Source organism: Gordonia desulfuricans NBRC 100010, assembly GCF_001485495.1.
GTDB lineage: Bacteria > Actinomycetota > Actinomycetes > Mycobacteriales > Mycobacteriaceae > Gordonia > Gordonia desulfuricans.
Genome location: NZ_BCNF01000075.1, coordinates 1 through 18,243, shown reverse-complemented (window position 1 = coordinate 18,243; position 18,243 = coordinate 1). Strand labels below are relative to the sequence as shown.

19 protein-coding genes and 1 pseudogene are annotated in these 18,243 nt (G+C 69.1%); 12 read left to right on the top strand and 8 right to left on the bottom strand.

Annotated elements, in window-relative coordinates; all coding sequences use genetic code 11:
* Nucleotides 1–666, bottom strand: a pseudogene (locus GD1_RS12955) (hypothetical protein); the annotation flags it as partial.
* A 271-nt stretch (nt 667–937) separates the two neighbouring features.
* On the opposite strand from GD1_RS12955, the gene GD1_RS12950 reads away from it, so the two are divergent.
* The 3 genes from GD1_RS12950 (at nt 938) to GD1_RS12940 (ending at nt 3,248) form a co-directional block, all read left to right on the top strand.
* Entirely contained in the window at nt 938–1,495 is a 558-nt protein-coding gene (locus GD1_RS12950; protein ID WP_020791469.1) for a helix-turn-helix transcriptional regulator, read from the top strand.
* A 71-nt stretch (nt 1,496–1,566) separates the two neighbouring features.
* Complete coding sequence (locus tag GD1_RS12945; protein WP_020791468.1) at nt 1,567–2,073, top strand: hypothetical protein; 507 nt, start codon at nt 1,567–1,569, stop codon at nt 2,071–2,073.
* Nucleotides 2,073–3,248, top strand: coding sequence for an MAB_1171c family putative transporter (locus GD1_RS12940; RefSeq protein WP_083534150.1), 1,176 nt, complete (start codon nt 2,073–2,075; stop codon nt 3,246–3,248). The genes GD1_RS12945 and GD1_RS12940 overlap by 1 nt, the downstream gene beginning before the upstream one ends.
* A gap of 94 nt (nt 3,249–3,342) precedes the next feature.
* On the opposite strand, the gene GD1_RS12935 is transcribed toward GD1_RS12940, so the two are convergent.
* From GD1_RS12935 to GD1_RS12925, 3 genes are all read right to left on the bottom strand, one after another.
* Nucleotides 3,343–4,104 (bottom strand): SDR family NAD(P)-dependent oxidoreductase, encoded by a 762-nt coding sequence (locus GD1_RS12935; protein ID WP_053778565.1) that lies wholly within the window; start codon nt 4,102–4,104, stop codon nt 3,343–3,345.
* Between the two features lie 145 nt (nt 4,105–4,249).
* A complete protein-coding gene (locus GD1_RS12930; RefSeq protein ID WP_020792487.1) occupies nt 4,250–4,975 on the bottom strand; it encodes a TMEM165/GDT1 family protein in 726 nt (241 codons plus the stop codon).
* Between the two features lie 140 nt (nt 4,976–5,115).
* Entirely contained in the window at nt 5,116–5,640 is a 525-nt protein-coding gene (locus GD1_RS12925) for a hypothetical protein (protein WP_053778566.1), read from the bottom strand.
* A gap of 184 nt (nt 5,641–5,824) precedes the next feature.
* Here GD1_RS12925 and GD1_RS12920 point away from each other — a divergent pair, with 184 nt between their 5' ends.
* The gene (locus tag GD1_RS12920) at nt 5,825–7,906 is read left to right on the top strand and encodes an ABC transporter ATP-binding protein (RefSeq protein ID WP_053778567.1); all 2,082 of its coding nucleotides are present in this window, start codon (nt 5,825–5,827) and stop codon (nt 7,904–7,906) included.
* A complete protein-coding gene (locus GD1_RS12915; protein WP_053778568.1) occupies nt 7,903–8,652 on the top strand; it encodes an energy-coupling factor transporter transmembrane component T family protein in 750 nt (249 codons plus the stop codon). Before GD1_RS12920 ends, GD1_RS12915 begins: the two co-directional genes overlap by 4 nt.
* 73 nt (nt 8,653–8,725) lie before the next feature.
* Here GD1_RS12915 and GD1_RS12910 read toward each other — a convergent pair whose 3' ends face one another.
* The 3 genes from GD1_RS12910 to GD1_RS25020 form a co-directional block, all read right to left on the bottom strand.
* Nucleotides 8,726–9,175 (bottom strand): hypothetical protein, encoded by a 450-nt coding sequence (locus GD1_RS12910; protein WP_020792285.1) that lies wholly within the window; start codon nt 9,173–9,175, stop codon nt 8,726–8,728.
* Between the two features lie 313 nt (nt 9,176–9,488).
* Nucleotides 9,489–10,118 (bottom strand): superoxide dismutase, encoded by a 630-nt coding sequence (locus tag GD1_RS12905; RefSeq protein WP_020792288.1) that lies wholly within the window; start codon nt 10,116–10,118, stop codon nt 9,489–9,491.
* Nucleotides 10,119–10,427: 309 nt separating this feature from the next.
* Nucleotides 10,428–10,574 carry a hypothetical protein gene (locus GD1_RS25020; RefSeq protein ID WP_169798192.1) on the bottom strand — a complete coding sequence of 49 codons (147 nt, stop codon included), beginning with the start codon at nt 10,572–10,574 and terminating at the stop codon, nt 10,428–10,430.
* Nucleotides 10,575–10,720: 146 nt separating this feature from the next.
* Here GD1_RS25020 and msrA point away from each other — a divergent pair, with 146 nt between their 5' ends.
* Nucleotides 10,721–11,422 carry a peptide-methionine (S)-S-oxide reductase MsrA gene (gene msrA / locus GD1_RS12900; RefSeq protein WP_059037372.1) on the top strand — a complete coding sequence of 234 codons (702 nt, stop codon included), beginning with the start codon at nt 10,721–10,723 and terminating at the stop codon, nt 11,420–11,422.
* Nucleotides 11,423–11,428: 6 nt separating this feature from the next.
* The gene (locus tag GD1_RS12895) at nt 11,429–12,496 is read left to right on the top strand and encodes a winged helix DNA-binding domain-containing protein (RefSeq protein ID WP_059037371.1); all 1,068 of its coding nucleotides are present in this window, start codon (nt 11,429–11,431) and stop codon (nt 12,494–12,496) included.
* A 22-nt stretch (nt 12,497–12,518) separates the two neighbouring features.
* Here the strand turns inward: GD1_RS12895 and GD1_RS12890 are convergent, their stop codons facing one another.
* Nucleotides 12,519–13,265, bottom strand: a complete 747-nt coding sequence (locus tag GD1_RS12890) for a VOC family protein (RefSeq protein ID WP_059037369.1) — start codon at nt 13,263–13,265, stop codon at nt 12,519–12,521.
* Between the two features lie 229 nt (nt 13,266–13,494).
* Between GD1_RS12890 and GD1_RS12885 the strand changes: the two genes are divergently transcribed.
* From GD1_RS12885 to GD1_RS12865, 5 genes are all read left to right on the top strand, one after another.
* Nucleotides 13,495–14,349, top strand: coding sequence for a S49 family peptidase (locus tag GD1_RS12885; protein WP_059037367.1), 855 nt, complete (start codon nt 13,495–13,497; stop codon nt 14,347–14,349).
* A 397-nt stretch (nt 14,350–14,746) separates the two neighbouring features.
* On the top strand, nt 14,747–15,088 hold the full coding sequence (locus GD1_RS12880) for a rhodanese-like domain-containing protein (RefSeq protein ID WP_059037365.1): 342 nt from the start codon (nt 14,747–14,749) through the stop codon (nt 15,086–15,088).
* A gap of 11 nt (nt 15,089–15,099) precedes the next feature.
* Nucleotides 15,100–16,227 carry a DUF4328 domain-containing protein gene (locus GD1_RS12875; protein ID WP_059037363.1) on the top strand — a complete coding sequence of 376 codons (1,128 nt, stop codon included), beginning with the start codon at nt 15,100–15,102 and terminating at the stop codon, nt 16,225–16,227.
* Nucleotides 16,224–17,015 carry a glycerophosphodiester phosphodiesterase gene (locus GD1_RS12870; protein WP_053778571.1) on the top strand — a complete coding sequence of 264 codons (792 nt, stop codon included), beginning with the start codon at nt 16,224–16,226 and terminating at the stop codon, nt 17,013–17,015. The genes GD1_RS12875 and GD1_RS12870 overlap by 4 nt, the downstream gene beginning before the upstream one ends.
* Before the next feature lie 12 nt (nt 17,016–17,027).
* Nucleotides 17,028–18,020 carry a DUF5926 family protein gene (locus GD1_RS12865; protein WP_059037361.1) on the top strand — a complete coding sequence of 331 codons (993 nt, stop codon included), beginning with the start codon at nt 17,028–17,030 and terminating at the stop codon, nt 18,018–18,020.
* Nucleotides 18,021–18,243: the final 223 nt, after the last annotated feature.

Below are 18,243 nucleotides of genomic sequence, written 5' to 3'. Positions count from 1 at the left end.
GGTACCGGAGCCGGCGCTCCCGGCACCCGCACCCCCGGGAGCTGCGGGAGCTCCGGGTGCGGCCGGAGCTGCGGGGACGCCCGGCACGGTAGGTGCCGCAGGGGCCACCGGGACCTGCCCGCGGGGTTCGGGTGCGTCCACCGGTCCGGCCGGGGCGGGGGCCTGGGGTGCGCCCGGGCCCTGTCCGGTCGGCGGCAGGACCGGAACGATCCCGCCGTTCGAGGTGTGATGGCTGGTGGTCGTCACCACGCTCGTCGTGGTCCCTGAACTGGTGGTCCCTGAGCTGGTGGTCTCCGACGTCTCCGAAGTATCCGAGGTCTCCGAACTGCCCGAGCCGGATGTCGTGGTCGTACCCGACGACGAACCGGTGGTCTCGTCATCGTCGTCGTCATCCGGGGTGCTGCTGGACTGGCCGGTGGTCTGGCTGTTCCCGCCGGTGGTGCTCCCACCTCCGTTGTTCCAGCCGCCGCCGTTGTTCCAGCCGCCACCGTTGTTTCCGCCGTGGTTCCCGCCGCCGTGGTGGTGTCCGTGGCGGTAGTTGTCGCCGGGGGTGGCGAGGGCGAAACCGAATCCGGCGCCGATCAAGAGGACGGCGAGTGCGCCGAGGGCGAGGGTGATCGGCAGGCGTCGCCGGGGGGCGGTCGGCAGACGATGTCGTGAACCCATACGTTCTCTCCGGTCGGGGTCGGTGATGCGGTGGCACCGGCTCGTGTTGGTCATATGTTCACCGCGCGGTCAGGCGAGTGTCGCCCGCCACGTGCAGGACCGGTGAACTCGTGTGATCAACGCCACACTCACCGGCGCCGTGCTGGCAGAGAGGTTTGCCAGGGGCGGAGATTCGAACATCAGGCAATATTTGATGATAGTCATCGTTGCGGTGTCGGCCGCTCACGGTCTTTAATGATTGCAAATGCAACTTTCAGGTTTCGGAGAAGGTATGACGCCACGAGGGGACAGCAAGTCCGCGGGTCAGACGAACGACGACCTCCAGAAGCCGGTCGACACCGATCCTGGACTGTTCGCCCGCCGGCTCGAAGAACTGTTCCGTACGGTTCCGGGCCCCAACGGCCGGGCGTACAGCGCCAAGGCCATCGCAGCGCGGTCCACCGAACGCGGATTCCGGCTCGGTGAGTCGTACCTGAGCCAGCTGCGGTCGGGTAAGGCCAAATCGCCGTCGTTCCGGACCGTCGAGGGCATCGCGGCGGCGTTCGGCGTCGACGTGCACTACTTCCTCGAAGACCGGGCAGCCCAGCGCACCCGTGACGAGATCGACATGATGCGCCTGCAGGCCGACACGAATGTGCAGCTCGCAGCCTTCCGGCTGGCCGGTTTGTCCAGTGATTCGGTGACCGTCGTCAACGAGCTCATCAAGGTCCTCCGTGAGCAGCAGGGGCTGCCCAAGGATCCGCCGGATATCGTGGCTGCTGGATTGACCGAGGAGCAGGAATCGGATCAGCGGCTGCGGGTTGTCGGCGGCAAGGAGATCCAGGACTGACATCCACGGACCGGCGGCCACCACCACCGCCGGCCCGACCTGCTCCGTCGACGACGAGAGCAGGTTTTTCGATGATGCGCACGGGGCGAGAACTGCGGGCGCTGTGCCGCGAGGCACTGTCGGATCTGGATCTGGATCTGCCGCTCGATGCCGAACAGCTCTGTGAGCGATACGGCGCGCGGCGCGGTCGCCCGATCCGGGTGATCGCCCATCCCTTGCCGTCCGGTGTGCCCAACGGGGTGTGGCTGGCCGCCGAGGACGCGGACTACTTCTTCCATCAGGCGAACACCACCCGCTGGCACCGTGACCAGATCATCATCCACGAGTTCGCGCACCTGATCGCCGGTCACCAGATGCTCGGTGAGGTGTCCATGGTGGCGGCGCTGACCGCCGAGACCACCGACGCGACACTGCAGCGGACCTGCTACTCCGACGAGCGGGAACGTGAGGCCGAGACCCTGGCCTCGATGATCCTGACCTGGGCCGCCGAGGCCCGCGATGGTGTCGGCCACACCGCCGACGACCCGGATGTGCGTGGCCTGCAGCGATTGCTGGGAGGCCACCGGGGGTGGCTGTGATGGCGCCGCAGCCGGTGGCCGCATCCTGGGCGACCGGCCCGATGGTGGTCAACGTGGTGGCCCTGGTGGCCTTCGCCGGGGCCCTGTGCTGGCGGATCGACCAGGTCCGTCGCAGCGGTGGCGGGTTGCAGGCCTTCGCCATGACCACCTCGATCGCCGCCCTCACCCTGGCCTTCGCGGTGTCCAACCACTCGGCGTCACAGACCCTGGACGACGTCGGCTTCGCCGGTTTGTCCCGGCTGTTGTTCTACGTCCTGCTCGCCGTCGGCGTGGCGGGCCTGGTGATCGTGTTCTTCATGCCGGGCAGCCGGGTGACCCGCGAACGGCGCGCCGGGGTGGAGGCCTTTCCGCTGGTCGCGGCGCTGCTGGGCCTGCAGATCAGCCTGTTCTTCATCCCGACCGACATGCGGACCGCGTCGATCAGCGAGTGGACGCTCAAGAACTGGGGATTCGCCCTGTTCTACCTGATCGCCAGCGGCTATCTCGCCTACGGACTGGGTGCGTGCGTCCGCAGCGTGAGCAAGTACCTGCGGCTGGCCGACGGCTACCTGCGCACCTCGCTGCGGGTGCTCGTGGCGGGGCTCGGCCTGCTCGCCGCCGGTTCGATCGCCCAGGTCGTGTACGTGCTGACCGGCGCGCTGGGATTGTTCGACCTGCCGTGGGTGCTCAGCGTCAGCCGGGTGTTCTCGGTCGCCGGTCTGGTGCTGTTCCTCGTCGGGATCAGCTACCCGATGGTGCGGGCCAAGTGGCAGGGGGTCACCTCACGGCGTCGGCGCAGGCGGGATGCGCGGGCGATCCTGCCGCTGTGGACGCTGGTCACCGGCGCGGTACCCGAGGTGGTGTTGCCGATCGACGGCGGTCTCGCGCCGACGGCACTGCTGCACCGACGGGTGGTGGAGATCCGTGACGCCCTGACCCAGCTGAGTCCGCTGCTGCCGGGGGAATTCGCCACCGCCGAGCCCGACCAGCAGATCTGGATGCTGCAGATGGCGGTCGCCCTGCGCAAACGCGACGGGACGAGCCCGGGGCCGGTGCGGACCGTGCTGCCCGAATCGGCCGGCGGCCTCGACGGCGATGCCGCTCCGCTGCTGGTCCTGTCGAGGGCACTCGCCGCCGAGGAACGGGCCGAGGAGGAACGGATGGCCGAAGAGGATCGGATGGCCGACGAGGACTGACCCGTCTCCTGCCGAAACCGATCGGGCCGGGGCCGGCCACGACTGCCGTCGTGTGCTCGGCCCCGGCCCGATCGGGGTGCTGCGGACCTACGGGTCAGCGCGGCGACATGCGGATCGCGCCGTCCATCCGGATGGTCTCGCCGTTGATGTAGTTGTGGGTGGCGATGAACTCGGCCAGCTGCGCGTACTCGGCGGGCTCGCCCAGACGCTGCGGGAACGGGATGGCCTCGGCGAGGGTCTTCTGGAACTCGGGGGTGACCCCGGCCAGCATCGGGGTGCTGATGGTGCCCGGCGCGATGGTGCACACGCGCACGCCGATACGTGCCAGATCGCGGGCCGCGGAGATGGTCATCGCGTGCACGCCACCCTTGGAGGCGGCGTAGGCGATCTGACCGATCTGACCCTCGAAGGCGGCCACCGATGCGGTGTTGATGATCACGCCGCGCTGCCCGTCACCGTCGACGGCGTCCTCTTCCTTCATCCGGTTGGCGGCCAGGCGCATCACGTTGAAGGTGCCGACCAGGTTGATGTCGATCAGCTTGCGGAACAGGTCGAGCGAGTGCGGACCCTCCTTGCCGAGGATGCGGGCGGCCCAGCCGACACCCGCGCAGTTCACCGCGACACGCAGCGGCGCACCGGAGGCGGCGATGGTGTCGATGGCGGCCTGGACATCGTCCTCGCTGGTGACATCGGCGGCGATGAGGGTGACCCCACCGACCGGTGCGGCCTTGTCGATCGAGGCCTGCAGATCCAGACCGAAGACCTGGGCGCCGGCGGCGGCGAAGCGGGCGGCGGTGGCCGCGCCGAGGCCGGAGGCGGCGCCGGTGACGAGTACGGAGGAGCCGGAGACGTCCATCGAGAGTCCTTTCAGAAGGTCGCCGGCAGATTGCCGAGCGATCGTTCGGGTCCTTGATCACCGTAGCCACCCGCGGTCCCGGGCAGATCGGCCACCCCCGGGTCGGCCGGCCATCGCTGCCGTGGCGGGTGCCTGTGGCGATCGGTCAGGAGTGGCCCTCGCCGGTGTGCCCGACGACCTCCCGGGCCCGGTCGAGCCGTGCACGTGCACGCTGCTGATGGACCCGGCGGATGTAGACCGCACCCACTCCGACCAGCACGACCACCGCGGAGACGGTGCCGACGACGACCGGCGTGCTCGCCGCGGACAGGCCCTCGGCCAGCAGGAGTCCGGCGAAGACGAAGAACAGCACCGCGGCGCCGTAGGCGATCGCCCGCTCGGGCAGATGCTTGCCGAGCAGCACGCCGATGGCGATGGCCAGCGCGTCGGCGGCGACCATGCCGATGGTGGACCCGATCCAGACGCCGAGCCAGTTGTTGTCGGTGGACAGGGTGATGGTCGCGAGCATCGTCTTGTCGCCGAGTTCGGCGAGGAAGAACGACGACATCACCGCGAAGAACACGGACTTGCCGACGCGGTCGGCCTTGGTCTGTTCGTCGTCGTCGAGGTCGTCACCGCGCAGGGTCCACAGACCGAAGACCAGCATCGCCAGGCCGGCGACGATCGAGATCAGATCCGTCGGGATGGACAGGCCCAGGAAATGTCCGAAGAACACCGAGACGGCGTGCACGGCGGTGGTGGCCACGGTGATCGCGGCCAGCACCACCCACCACCGGTAGCGCAGGGCATAGGTCATGGCCATCAGCTGCGACTTGTCCCCGAGTTCGGCGACGAAGATCACGCCGAAACTCAACAGGAGGGCAGCGGTCATATCGGCCAGGTTAGACAGCCCTCACCGAGGGTCGCAACACCACGCCCCACCCACATTTATGCAGGTAGGGGGCTCAAAACCTAGAGTTAGGGCACCCTGAAAAACCGATCGGGTCCAGCTGTGCGGAGCCGGTGGGCACCTCAGGCGGTCAGCAGCATCGCGAGCACCGCGGTGTCGGGGTCGGCGTTCGGGTCGATGCCCACCTGGTTGCGCAGCGTCACCACCGTGCCGTCGGCCTCCGCCTCGGCCCATCCGGCGCGGTGCTCGAGACCGAGCTCGGGCAGCCCGGGCAGCAACACGCAGCCCGATGCCACCTGCGAGCACTCCGGCAGCGACGGCCGGGTACGGCTCGGCGGGTGCAGCATCACCAGCGCCGGTGGATTGGTCAGAAAGCGTCCGGCCTCGAGAAACGAGTCGTCGACGACGTTGCCGACCGCGACCATCATCCCGACCGCGTCGGTGTCGGCGTCGTCGGGATGCTCTTCGACCACCCCGAAGATCGTGGTGGTCGGCAGGAATCCCGGCCGACACGCGATCCGGACCGACGCGACGAGCGTCTGCGTCCACTCCAGGGTCGACTCCGGCCACCGGCCCGAGATCAGGATTCCGTTGAGCTCACCCTCCTGATGGACGGGGGTGAGCCCGATGGGGATCGACGACTGCATGATGTCCTCCTCCCTGCTGGGCGACGAGAACCGGAATCCGTGGATACCCGGTCCAGCAAGAATCCCCCCGTTCCGGTGACCCCGACAACTCGAATCACCATCATGTGACTGTTCTTTTACACGCGATCGGCCGTGGGACCGACGGGCCGCACGGTATGTCACCGCCGCCAGGCACACTGGACAAGTGCGAAAAGTGACCGAGACCGTGCGCGGCCCCCTGCGGCCCGTGGAGATCGCATCGATCGCGATCTTCGGTGGCCTGGCCGTGGCGGCCGTGGTGATCGCCTCGGTGATCCCGCTCGCCGGGGCCGTGCGGGTGCTCGCACCGGTGCCGCTGGCGCTGATCGGGGCGCGGACCCGGCCGCGTGCGATGGTCGCGACCACCGTCGCCACCAGCTCGGTGGCCTTTGCGATGGCGGGCACGGGTGCGGCGATGTCGGTGTTCGGGTCGGCGGTGCTCGGCGGCATCATCGGCGAGATCAAACGGCGGGGTCGCGGTGCCCCCACGATGCTGCTGGCCGCGGTGGTGACCGCGCCGCTCGTCGCCGGCGTCAGCGTCCTGCTCCTGCTGATCCTCAAACCGCTGCGTGAGCTCGTCCTGGCCGCGATGGACAACACCCTCAAGGGGATGGCCCGCTGGATCGGGAAGGTCCCCGGGATGGACGGAACGGCCGAGTTCCTGCGTGGACTGGGCGACAACATCGTCGCCTACTGGTGGGCCTGGATCCTGGTGTCCGGTGCGGTCGGCACCTTCATCACGATCGTGGTGGCCTGGTGGATTCTCGGCGCCGTGATCGAGCGGCTCGCCGACGTCCCGAGCGAGGACACCATCGATTCCGGTGACGCCGACACCGACGTGGGCATCGCGCCGCTGCCGATGAGCCTGGAGGGTGTGGAGTTCGCCTACCACCGCGGGGGCCGCAAGATCCTGCGCGGCGTGGACATGACCGTCGAGCCCGGCGAGTTCGTGGCGGTGGTCGGGGTGAACGGGTCGGGCAAGTCGACACTGGCCAAACTGCTGGCCGGGCGGCATCCGACCGGCGGCGCCATCCACCGTCCCGGCACCGCCGGGCTGGGCCGGGCCGGCGGCACCGCCATGGTGTTGCAGCGTCCCGAGACCCAGATGCTGGGCTCGCGGGTCGCCGACGACGTCGTCTGGGGACTGCCGCCGGAGGCCGACGTCGACGTCGACGCCCTGCTCGCCGAGGTGGGTCTGGCCGGCCTCGGGGAGCGGGAGACCTCGGATCTGTCCGGTGGTCAGCAGCAGCGTCTGGCCATCGCCGCCGCACTCGCCCGCGACCCGGCACTGCTGATCGCCGACGAGGTCACCTCGATGGTCGATCCGCAGGGACGTGAGGAGATCATGGCCCTGCTCACCGAACTGCCCAGGCGGCGTCGGATGGCGCTGGTGCTGATCACGCACCGGGCGTCGGAGGCCGCTGCCGCCGACCGCATCATCCACCTCGTCGACGGCCGGGTGGCCGCCGAACCGCCGTCCTGGGTGCCCGCCGGTGACGTCGAGGCCCAGGCCGAATCGGTGGGCACCGGGCCCGCCGCCCACGACGGCCGCCGGCCGCTGCTGCGCCTCGACGGCGTCGGACACACCTACCTGACCGGCTCGCCCTGGGAAGTCCGTGCCCTCACCGAGGTGTCATTGCAGATCAACCGCGGTGACGGGCTGCTCATCGTCGGCGGCAACGGCTCGGGCAAGACCACCCTCGCGTGGATCATGGCCGGACTGATCGCCCCCACCGAGGGGGAGTGTCGCGTCGTCGACATCGTCGGCGACGGCGCACCGGTCACCGACCGGGTCGGTGACGTGGGACTGGCCTTCCAGCACGCGCGCCTGCAGATCCAGAAGCAGAACGTCGGCGACGAGATCATGGCCGCCGGCGGTGAGAAGGTCGGCACCAGCGAGGTGGCCCGGGTGCTCGAGTCGGTGGGACTGCCGCGGGAGATGGCCGCGTCCCGCACCGACTCGCTGTCGGGCGGACAGATGCGCCGGGTGGTGCTGGCCGGGCTGCTCGCCCGCCGGCCCGAGATCCTGGTGCTCGACGAACCGCTCGCCGGCCTCGACCCGGGGGCGCGCGACGAGGTCATCGGGGTGCTCGCCGGTCTGCGGGCCGGGGGGATGACCATCGTGATCATCTCGCACGACTTCTCGTCACTGGGCCGGGTGTGCGACCGGCGGGTGCACCTCGATCACGGGGTGCTCGACGCGATCGACGAGGTGCCGCGCATCCTCGGGGAAGAGACGGTCGAATGACGATGCGAACGGTGCCGTTGCGGCAGGTGCCCGGCGATTCGGTGATCCACCGACTGTGGGCCGGGACCAAACTGATCGTCGTCCTCGTGCTGGGTGTGATGACCTGGGTGCTGCCGAGTTGGCCGGCCCTGGGCATGGTGGCCGCGGTGCTGATCGTCACCGCGCTGCTCGCCGGGATCCCCCTCGGGGCGCTGCCCCGGCCGCCCTGGTGGTTCTGGGGTCTGATCGCGCTCGGCGCGGTGGTCAACATCATCGTCTCGATGGCGGCGGTGATCGTGTTCCTGCGGGCCACCGCACTCGGCCTGGTGGTGGTGGGGACGTCGATCCTGGTGATCTGGACGACGCCGCTGGCCGAGGTCGCCCCGGCGATCGCGACCCTGATGCGTCCGCTGCGCTGGCTGCGGCTGCCGGTCGACGAGTGGGCGGTGGCGATCGCCCTGTGCCTGCGCGGACTCCCGCTGCTGATCGAGGAGCTCCGCTTGCTGCGCGCGGCACACCGCCTGCGTCCGACCGCACCTGCCGGATCGGATCATCCGTCCGCGGAGATGGGTGTGATCGACATGCTGGTCGCGGCCATGTCCTCGGCGCTGCGACGCACCGAGGAGATGGCCGAGGCGATCACCGCACGCGGCGGCACCGGCCGGCTGACCGCCTACACCGCCCGGCCCCACAAGGCCGACTATCTGGTGCTGGTGATCATCGCGCTGGCCTGTGCCGCCGCGATCACGGGGACCATTCTGCTGTGACGCGCCACCGCGGCACACCGCGGTGACCGATCCTCGGTGTTCGATCCTCAGGGGTCGATCAGGCGGGGGTCGATCAGGCAGGGCATTTCACGGTGTACGACCAGTTGGTGTTCTGGCCGCCGTGCACGAGCACGTCGACGAAGTCGTCGCTGCCGCGCGGGACGTTCACCCGCACACTTCCGGTGCCCTCGTTGACGTCGTCACCGACATAGCCGGTGGTGTAGATCTCCTTGCCCTGGTAGATCACGTCGATCTTGTCCGGGACGTTCTCGGTTTCGTAGTCCAGGACGAATGACGTCGGTCCGGTTCGGCCGAGGGTGTGGCGCGTGCGGGTGACGCCGTCGTGGCCCGACTCGGTCGAGTCGTTGCAGTGCTGGGTTCGTTCGGGGGCCGAGGTGGTCGGCGGCCCGCCGAATCGCGGATCCTTGGTGCCGTCGGCATGGGCGACGGCGGGGACCGCGAGGGTCAGGGCGGCGGCCGACAATGCGGCTGCCGAGAACACGCGGATGCTGCGTGAGGTCACGGATGCTCCTTCAGGGTTGTGGAGGTGAGCATCGTGACGCTAACCGGACGAGTACCCGCCGCAGTATCGGCCGACCGGGTGATTCACCGGCGGACGGCGTCGTCCGTTTGGGGGAAAGTTGTTGTGGTTCCCCAGATTTGGTGACACCCGATCGGGGGACCGGGCGGCGACTGTGTGCGCCGGTGCCCTTGTGCGACGGTGCCTTTACGCGACGGTGCCGTCACATCACGGTGCCTTCGGAAGACAGCGGCCTCCTGACGACAACGGGCGGCCGTCCACGAGGGACGGCCGCCCGTCGAGCGGTGATGATCGATCAGGCGGGGACGATCAGGCCCTTGCCCTGAGCGGTCGCACGGGCGAAACGCTCTGCGGCGTCGGCCCAGTTGACCACGTTCCACCAGGCCTTGACGTAGTCCGGCTTGACGTTCTGGTAATCCAGGTAGAAGGCGTGCTCCCACATGTCGAGCAGGACGACCGGGATGATCGCGGCCGGGATGTTGCCGCTCTGGTCGGTCAGCTGCAGGATCACCAGCTTGCCACCGATGGTGTCGTAGCCCAGGATCGCCCAGCCCGAACCCTGCAGGGTGGTGGCGGCGGCGGTGAAGTGGGCCTGGAACTTGTCGAAGCCACCGAACTGGTCGTCGATGGCGGCGGCCAGCTCACCCTCCGGCTTGTCGCCACCGTTGGGCGACAGGTTCTGCCAGAAGATCGAGTGGTTGGTGTGACCACCGAGGTGGAAGGACAGGGTCGCCGACAGGCCGTAGACCTTGCCTGCGATGCTGCCGTCCTCGCGGGCCTCGGCGAGCTTCGCGAGGGTGTCGTTGGCACCCTTCACGTAGGTCGCGTGGTGCTTGTCGTGGTGGAGCTCCATGATCCTGCCGGAGATGTGCGGCTCCAGAGCCGCGTAGTCGTAGGGGAGATCCGGCAAGGTGTATTCAGCCACGGTAATCCTCTCTGCGCTCAAACCCTCTGGGCGCATACCTCTTTTCGGGTACTGCTTCTCACTATCGACGCGCGGTGACCGCCTTGGTGGACGCCGCCTCGCGGATGTCTTCCAGCTTTCCGTAGCCGATGGGGCATTGCAACAAACCCACCACAATAAACCTCAAGTGTGGTTGAGGTCTCGCGGGTCGTCGGCGAGGTCCTCCGTTGTCGAAAAGTATTGCCGGCATGAGGATTTCACGTACGCCGCGGACGTCCTTAGGGTGGGTCGGACCGGGGTGGCGAGGATCTGGCCTGGTGAGATGCAATCTCAGATGAGGATCAGGGCGAGCAAAAGGGCGAGCAGTGCGGCGATGCTCAGGCCGATCCCGATGCACGAGGTGCGGACGTCGTAGCGCGGCGGAACGGGGCGGGCGCGACCGGCCGATCGCAGGTGGGGTATCGCGGGAGAGACCATCGCCGTCCTCGAATCGCTCCGTGTGCCGATCGGTGCGTGCCCCCCAGTGGACAGTGACCGGCATCACATCTGTGACCGCCATCATAGACACCGACGTGAGCTTTCTCGAAACCGGTGTCCTGCCGAACACGCGTACAGTTGAAGACATGTCGTGGATTGACCAGCTGATTTCGTCCCGACTCGGTAAGCAGGAGCTCGTCGCCGCCGAGGCCGCACTACCCGGACGGGCCACCCCTGTCCGGCTCGCCGCGGAGAACATCATCACCCATCACCCCATGCGCGGGGCCGATGCCGATCAGGGCACCGGAATCGGGACCTTCGACGCCGGATTGTCCGCGGTGGTTCTCGCCGGTGGGTGTTTCTGGGGCGTCGAGGAGACCTTCTGGCAGGTCCCGGGCGTGTGGACCACCGCAGTCGGCTACGCCGGCGGGCACACCCCCAACCCCACCTACGAGGAGACCTGCACCGCGCACACCGGGCACACCGAGTCGACGCTCGTCGTCTTCGACCCGTCGGTGATCGACCTCGAGGGCATCCTCAAGATCTTCTGGGAGTCGCACGATCCGACGCAGGAGATGCGGCAGGGCAACGACATCGGCACCCAGTACCGGTCGGCGATCTTCACCACGTCCGACGCCGACGCCGAGACCGCGCGCGCATCGGCGGCAACCTTCCAGACCGCGCTCACCGCTGCCGGACTCGGTCCCATCACCACCGAGATCGCGCCGCTGGCCGACGCCGGGGACGGGCGCTTCTACTACGCCGAGGACTACCACCAGCAGTACCTGGCGAAGAACCCCCACGGCTACCGCTGCCACGCGGCCACCGGGATCAAGTTCCCGGCGTAGCCGCCGATGGCGCAGGCCCTCACCGCCGGGCAGTGGAATCGCACCCTGCTGCACCGGCAACACCTGCTCGCGCGTGCCGACGAGGACGCCATCGAGGTGATCGATCGCCTCGTCGGCATGCAGTCGCAGGACCCACGCGCGGCGTTCTTCGGATTGTTCTCGCGCATCGAGGATTTCGATCCCGGCGAGCTCGACACCTTGATCACCGACCGCGAGGTGGTGCGGATGGCGCTGCTGCGCGGCACCGTCTTCCTCGTCGATGGCCAGGACGCACGGTGGATCCGGCCGCTGGCGCAGGTGGCCTTCGACACCGGACTGCGTGAGCACCGACGCCACCTGGTGTCGGCCGACGCCGATGCGGTGATCGCCGAGGCGCGTGCGGTGCTGTCCTGCGCTGCACTGCGCGTCGCCGATCTCGGTGCACGCCTTACCGAACGGTTCCCCGACGAGACCCCGACCACGCTGACCGCCCTGGCCCGCAGCGGATTACCGCTGGTACAGGTCCCGCCACGCGGATTGTGGGCCGGTCGTGGCACCCCCACCTATCAGCTCCTCGACGACTGGATCGGCCCCGGGGAGGCCGCCCTGGCCGACGACGAGGCACGCCGGGAACTGATCCGGCTGTACCTGCGCGGATTCGGCCCGGCCTCGGTCGCGGCGATCCAGACGTGGTCGGGGATGCGGGGATTACGCCCGCTCGTCGAGGCGATGGAACGCGACTGGGAACTCCTCGAGTACACCGGCCCGGACGGTCAGAAGCTCTACGACCTCGAGGGTCTGCCCCTCGTCGACGCCGACCGGCCGGCCCCGGTGCGCCTGATCGCACCCTTCGACCATGTCCTCGTCGCCCAGGGTGACCGCGCGCGGATCGCCGACGACGACCTGTTCGCCCGGACGGTCACACCCAACGGGCGCTCGCCGGGATTCGTGCTCGTCGACGGCCGGCTGGCCGGGACGTGGCGACTCGACGCCGATGCGGGAGTGGCGGTGGAGCTCTTCGTCGCCGTCGACCGGCGCACCCGCGCCGAGCTCGACGACGAGATCACCCGACTGACCGGGTTCGTCGCGGGCTGAGTCCTGGACCCCGGTGCCATTCTCATTCTCCGGTGCGGGGATTGCGATCGGTGATGCAGTAACGCCGCCCCGCCGGATCGCGCATCACCGTCCAGTGCTCGAATCGTTCGACAACCGTTGCGCCCCAGCCCTCGTGGCGGGTGATCTCGTCGTCGACGGAGGTGGTGGCGAGGTCGAGATGGGCGGTCGTCGTCGAATCCGGCGCGCCGACGTCCAGCCGTTGCAGCAAGATTCCGATCGCCAGTCCTCGATCACGTTCGAGCGCAACCAGTTCCGGTCGGCTCGTCGAGACCGCGGGCCGGCCGGTGAGGTGTTGCCAGAAGTTCAGTTCGCGTTCGAACCGTGTGTCCGGGACGTCCATACACACCTGGTCGATGATGCTGATGGTGTCCTCGGGCCATCGGATCGGGCGGGATCGGCGGGCGCTGCCGTTCCAGGCGACCAGACAGAACGGCAGCCCGCCGGGTGAGGTGAGGGTCAGGTGATCGCCGTGGTCGCCGGTCGTCACCGCGCCCGCTGCGCAGGCCACGGTGGCAGCCACATGCGGGTCGTCGACGTGGAGGTCGAGGTGTACCCCGCCCGGCCCCTCCTGGATGCGTTGGACCCGAAGGTGGGCGTCGCCGTTGAACGGTTCGAGGGTGGCGAACTCGCGGTGTGCTCCGCGCGGAGGGGAGACGGTGCTGCCGGCGATGGCCCGCCAGAAGGTCACCTCGTCGCCGAATTCGGCAGGTGTGAAGTCGAGGAACGCGGTGAGCCACCGGATCTGCACCCCATGCAGTGTAGGTCGGCCGATCGGTCCGGACAGGGGTTGTGAGCACAGGGATCGCCGGTGGCGGGGATCGGGGACGGTGGCGGATCGAGGACGGTAGTGGATCGAGGACGGCGGGGATCGAGGACGGCGGGGATCGGGAACCGGGGGGATCGGCGGTGGCCCCGGCCTGTGCCGGTGGGGGTTGCGCCGACGAGGGGCGGGTGACCGTGTCACTAGACTCGGCGGGATGAGAGGTGGACCCCTGGGCAGGATCGCGGCCAAGCTGAACCACGACCGCGCCGAGAAGGTGGCGGTGGTGCGACTCGAGGGGGCGATCGGGCACGGTGGCGGACCGGGAGCGGGCCGCGGCATGACGACGACGTCGGTGGAGCCGGTGCTCAAGCGGGCATTCGGGACCGAACATCTGCGTGCGGTGGTGATCGTGATCAACTCGCCGGGCGGCTCGCCGGCGCAGTCGGAGTACATCGCCGAGCGCATCCGGCAGCTCGCGTCGGAGAAGAACGTCCCGGTGCTGGCGTTCTGCGAGGACATCGTCGCGTCCGGCGGCTACTGGATCGCCTGTGCCGCCGACGAGATCTATGCCGCGCACACCTCGATCGTCGGATCGATCGGTGTGGTGTCGTCCGGTTTCGGTTTCGGCGATCTGCTGTCGCGCTTCGGTGTCGAACGCCGCCTGCACTCCGCCGGTGAGAACAAGGTGCGGCTGGACGCCTTCTCCCCGGAGCAGCCCGACGACGTCGCATGGCTCGAGGGGCTGCAGGGCGACCTGCACGAGGCATTCAAGGCGTGGGTGCGGCAGCGGCGCGGCAAGCGGCTCACCGTGGAGGACGCGTCGGTGTTCTCCGGCGATGTCTGGGTGGGGCAGAAGGCGGCCGAGGTCGGGCTGGTCGACGGTATCGGGGTGATGCGGTCGGTGGTCGCCGAGCGGTACCCGGATGCCGAGATCGAGTCGGTGGATGCACCGCGACCGCTGCTGAGCCGACTGGTCGGTGATCAGTTCGAGGCGTCGGCGCTGGCCGAGCAGGTACTGACCGGGGCGATGAGCGCCGTCCACCGATGGCAGGACGTACGGTTCCGCTGATCGTCCGATCGACTTCGATCCACATTTGTGCACAACTTTCCCCAATCTATCCACAGGGCCCAGGTGGGCTTGTGGATGACCTGTGATCGACCGGGAATGCAGTTCCGTGAACTGTGTGGCAGATATCGGGGCCCAATCGGTGACCGGCGTCACAAATGAGTGGGGTCGGCCAGCGTGTTCGCCACATTGTCCACAGGCGGATCCACAACCCGCGCCGCCAACTGTGATCCAGGTCACGGTTGTGCACAACGGCATGTGGATAAACTTATGTAGGTCTACATAGCCGATATCATGGGCATGTTCCGGCACGTCGGCGGGGTTGCGCCGACGCTGCCCGGGTGTCGGCGACATCGCCGTTTCCCCCGGCGACGCTCGGTGGTCGGGCCGCTGTGCAACCATGGATCCCGTGAGCACGGGCGATATTCCACAGGTACCGGTCACCGAACTTCCGGACGATTTCAGCGACGACGCCGACCGGCTGCTTCTCGACGTCCGTGAGGACGACGAATGGGCCGCCGGCCATGTCCGCGGCGCCGTACACATCCCGCTCGGCGAGGTGCCGGCCCGGATCGAGGAGATCGATCCCGACGCCGAGCTCTACGTGATCTGTCATTCCAGCGGCCGCTCGATGCGTGTGCTGGCCTATCTCGAGCGGATCGGTTACCCGGGCACCTGTGTCGAGGGCGGCATGCTCGCCTGGTACCAGAACGGCAAGCCGATGATCACCGGACAGGGATAGGTCCGACGCCGATGCTCGACCTCTGTCCGCGGTGCCGTATCCAGGCGCCGCATCGTCCGGGCCGCGGGCGGTGTCCCCGCTGCGGTGGTCCGCTGACCGTCGTCGCCTCCGACTCCGAGGCGTCGGCGGTGGTGGCCCGGTACGCGGCACTCGGGTCGCCGGCCCCCGGTCATCCCCAGACCCAGGCCTATCCCCAGGCCCCGGCCCATCCCCAGACCCCGCCGTCGCAGACCCCGATGGCCGGGCCGCCCGCCCGCCCGTCGTCGACGGTCTCCCGGCCTGCGGGTACCCATCCGGCCGGTGCGCCCCGGATGTATCGCAGTCGGCACGTGCGCTGGGTGGCGCGACGTCCCGCCGACACCCTGCCGCGGCCCCGACCGGCGCGGGTCCGGATTCCGCGTCGCATCCCGCGCTACGTCTACCTGCCCACCTGGGGCCTGTACGACGCCCCGATCGACGAGACCGAGTCCACCCGCGACTCCACCCGCCTCGGCGCCGCGCTGACCACCGCCTTTAACATCGCCGGTGCCATCTTCGTCGCATCCGCGCTGGCGCACCTGCTCCGCTACCTGCTGCTCGTGATCAACCGTTCGACCACGCTGCCCGGATGGCTGATCGCGATCAGCACCGCGCTCGTCCTGGTCGCCGGCCTGTTCGCGATCGGCGGTCTGGTCTATGCGACCGTCGTCTTCGTCCGCTGGCTGATCGCGGTGCGTGCCGACACCTACGCCGACGCCGGCCACCTCGAACCGCGTCGGCGCTGGCAGATGATCGTGTTGTCGGCGATCCCGCTGGTCAACCTCGTCGGTGCGCCGCTGCTGCTCCACGAGGCCGTCGCGATGGCCGACGGGGGACCGACCGGCCCGAACGGGGTCGACGGCCGGTCCCGCGATCGTCTGGTCCGGCTGTGGGTCGGCTGGGCGGTGGTCAACGCCGTCGCCGTCGCCACCGCCGTCACCTGGTGGGTGGCCGCGGCATCCGGATCGATCCAGACCGGCGCCAATGCGCTGCTGCTGGTGATCGTCACCGCCGCGGTGTCCGCGGCATTCGCCTACTGGGCGGCCCGCCGGCTGCCCGCACTGTTCACCGCCGAGGCGCAGCAACCGGCCCCGGCCCGACGCTGGGTGGTGGCCGCATGACCAACGGGGGACAGGTCTCCAGATCGGGTACACCCGCCGTCGTCGCCCACCGTGGCGCGTCGGCCGACCGGCCCGAGCACACCCTCGCCGCATACGAGCTGGCCCTCGCGCAGGGTGCCGACGGACTCGAATGCGATGTTCGACTGACCGCCGATCACGAGCTGGTCTGCATCCACGACCGCACCGTCGACCGCACCTCCGACGGCACCGGCATCGTCAGCGAGATGACGCTCGCGCAACTGCGTGAACTCGACTTCGGCACCTGGCACGCCTCGGGTACCTCGGCGCAGGTGCTGACCCTGCGGGAACTGCTGACGCTGACCCTGGACTGGCGTCGGCCGGTGCGCCTGTTCATCGAGACCAAGCATCCCGTCCGGTTCGGCAGCCTGGTGGAACAGAAACTGCTCGCCGCGCTCCAGGAATTCGGGGTGGCCGGCCCGCCGTCGGCCGATCACAGCCGCGCGGTGGTCATCTCGTTCTCCTCGGCGGGGGTCTGGCGCATCCGACGCCATGCGCCGATGCTGCCCACCATCCTGCTCGGCGACACCGCCCGGGTACTCGGCGGCAGTGCCGCCACCGCCGTCGGTGCCACCGGGATCGGGCCGTCGGTGGAGACGCTGCGGCTGCATCCCGATCTGGTCGACCGGGCCGCCGCGGCCGGGCGGGTGACCTACTGCTGGACCGTCGACGAACAGCCCGATGTGCAACTGTGTGCCGACCTCGGCGTCCGGTGGATCGCCACCAATCATCCGCAGAAGGTGCGCGAATGGCTCGTCACCGTCGCATGAGAAGCTTGAGCGATGGGCAAGAAGAGCAAACGCGGTAGCGGGCCCCGGCCCGGGAGCAATCGGGCCGAGCGCGTCGCCGCACGCAAGGCGCGGCAGGCGGCCGCACCGGCCGAGCCGAGTCGTCCCTTCGCCGGTCTCGCCGCCGAATGCGACCTCGTGGCACTGAGTGTGTTCGTCTCCTCGGCCACCGCGGTCCTCGACCTCGTCGAACCCGGTCCGCCCGAGCCCGAACTGACCTCGGTCATCCCGTCCGACGACGCCCCCGCCGTGGAGGTCCCGCCGGGCACCCGCAATCGTGTGGTGCTCGCGACCGTGCTCCCCGGCGCGGTCTCGGCACTCACCCGTGAGAACCGCGGCGTCACCGAGGGCATCGTCGCCCTGCAGACCGACCCCGAGCCCGAGGACATCCCCGCGGCCCTCGGCGTCGCCATCGACTGGGCCGCGCACGCCGCACCCGGCGGCGAATACCGCGGCCAGATCGTCACCGAGGCCGGTCCGGCACTCACCGATGTACTCAAAGTCGATGCGCCACTGGACATCACCGTTCACGGCGACTTCGACTGGTGGTTCGTCGCCGGCTCCGACATCCCCGCCGACATCGCCGCCATGGTCCAGCGTGCCAAGGACACCATCCTGCCGTCGGCGCGGATGCACGTCGACAGCGGTGTCGGCGCCCCGTGGTGGGTGGACGCCGGCGAGAAGGCCCACCTGCGTTGGGTTCGCCCGGAATCCGAGGACGAGCTGATGAATGCGCTTGCACGACTGCATGCCTCGGGTCGGCTCACCCTGGGTGAGGGCTCGCGTTTCGCCGGTTCGTTCCGCACCCACGGCCTGTTGGTGCCGGTCTTCGATCTCGACGTCGAGCGCCACCACGAGGAGTGGTACGACGCCCTCGACCAGCTCGACACCTGGATCGGTGACGCGCTCGCGCAGACCGGTGATCTCAGCATCGAGGAACGCAGTTCGCGTGACGGCCTGCGCTCACGGCAGGTGACCCTGCGCTAGGGGCCGACTTCCGGGGTGGTCGCCGACATTCTCGGCGTACGGGGTTTCGACTCGGGTCCTCGCCTTGGCGGCTCGGTCCCGGCTCTACCATCCAAGGTTGTTGCGTCCGTTGGTGGTTGAGCCGACGAGGAGCGTAGCGACGAGGTGTGTCGAAACCTCAGACGGCCGGGCTCGCCGACGTGACCAGTTCGGAGGTGGTCGCGTCCCGACGTGGGCTGCGGAG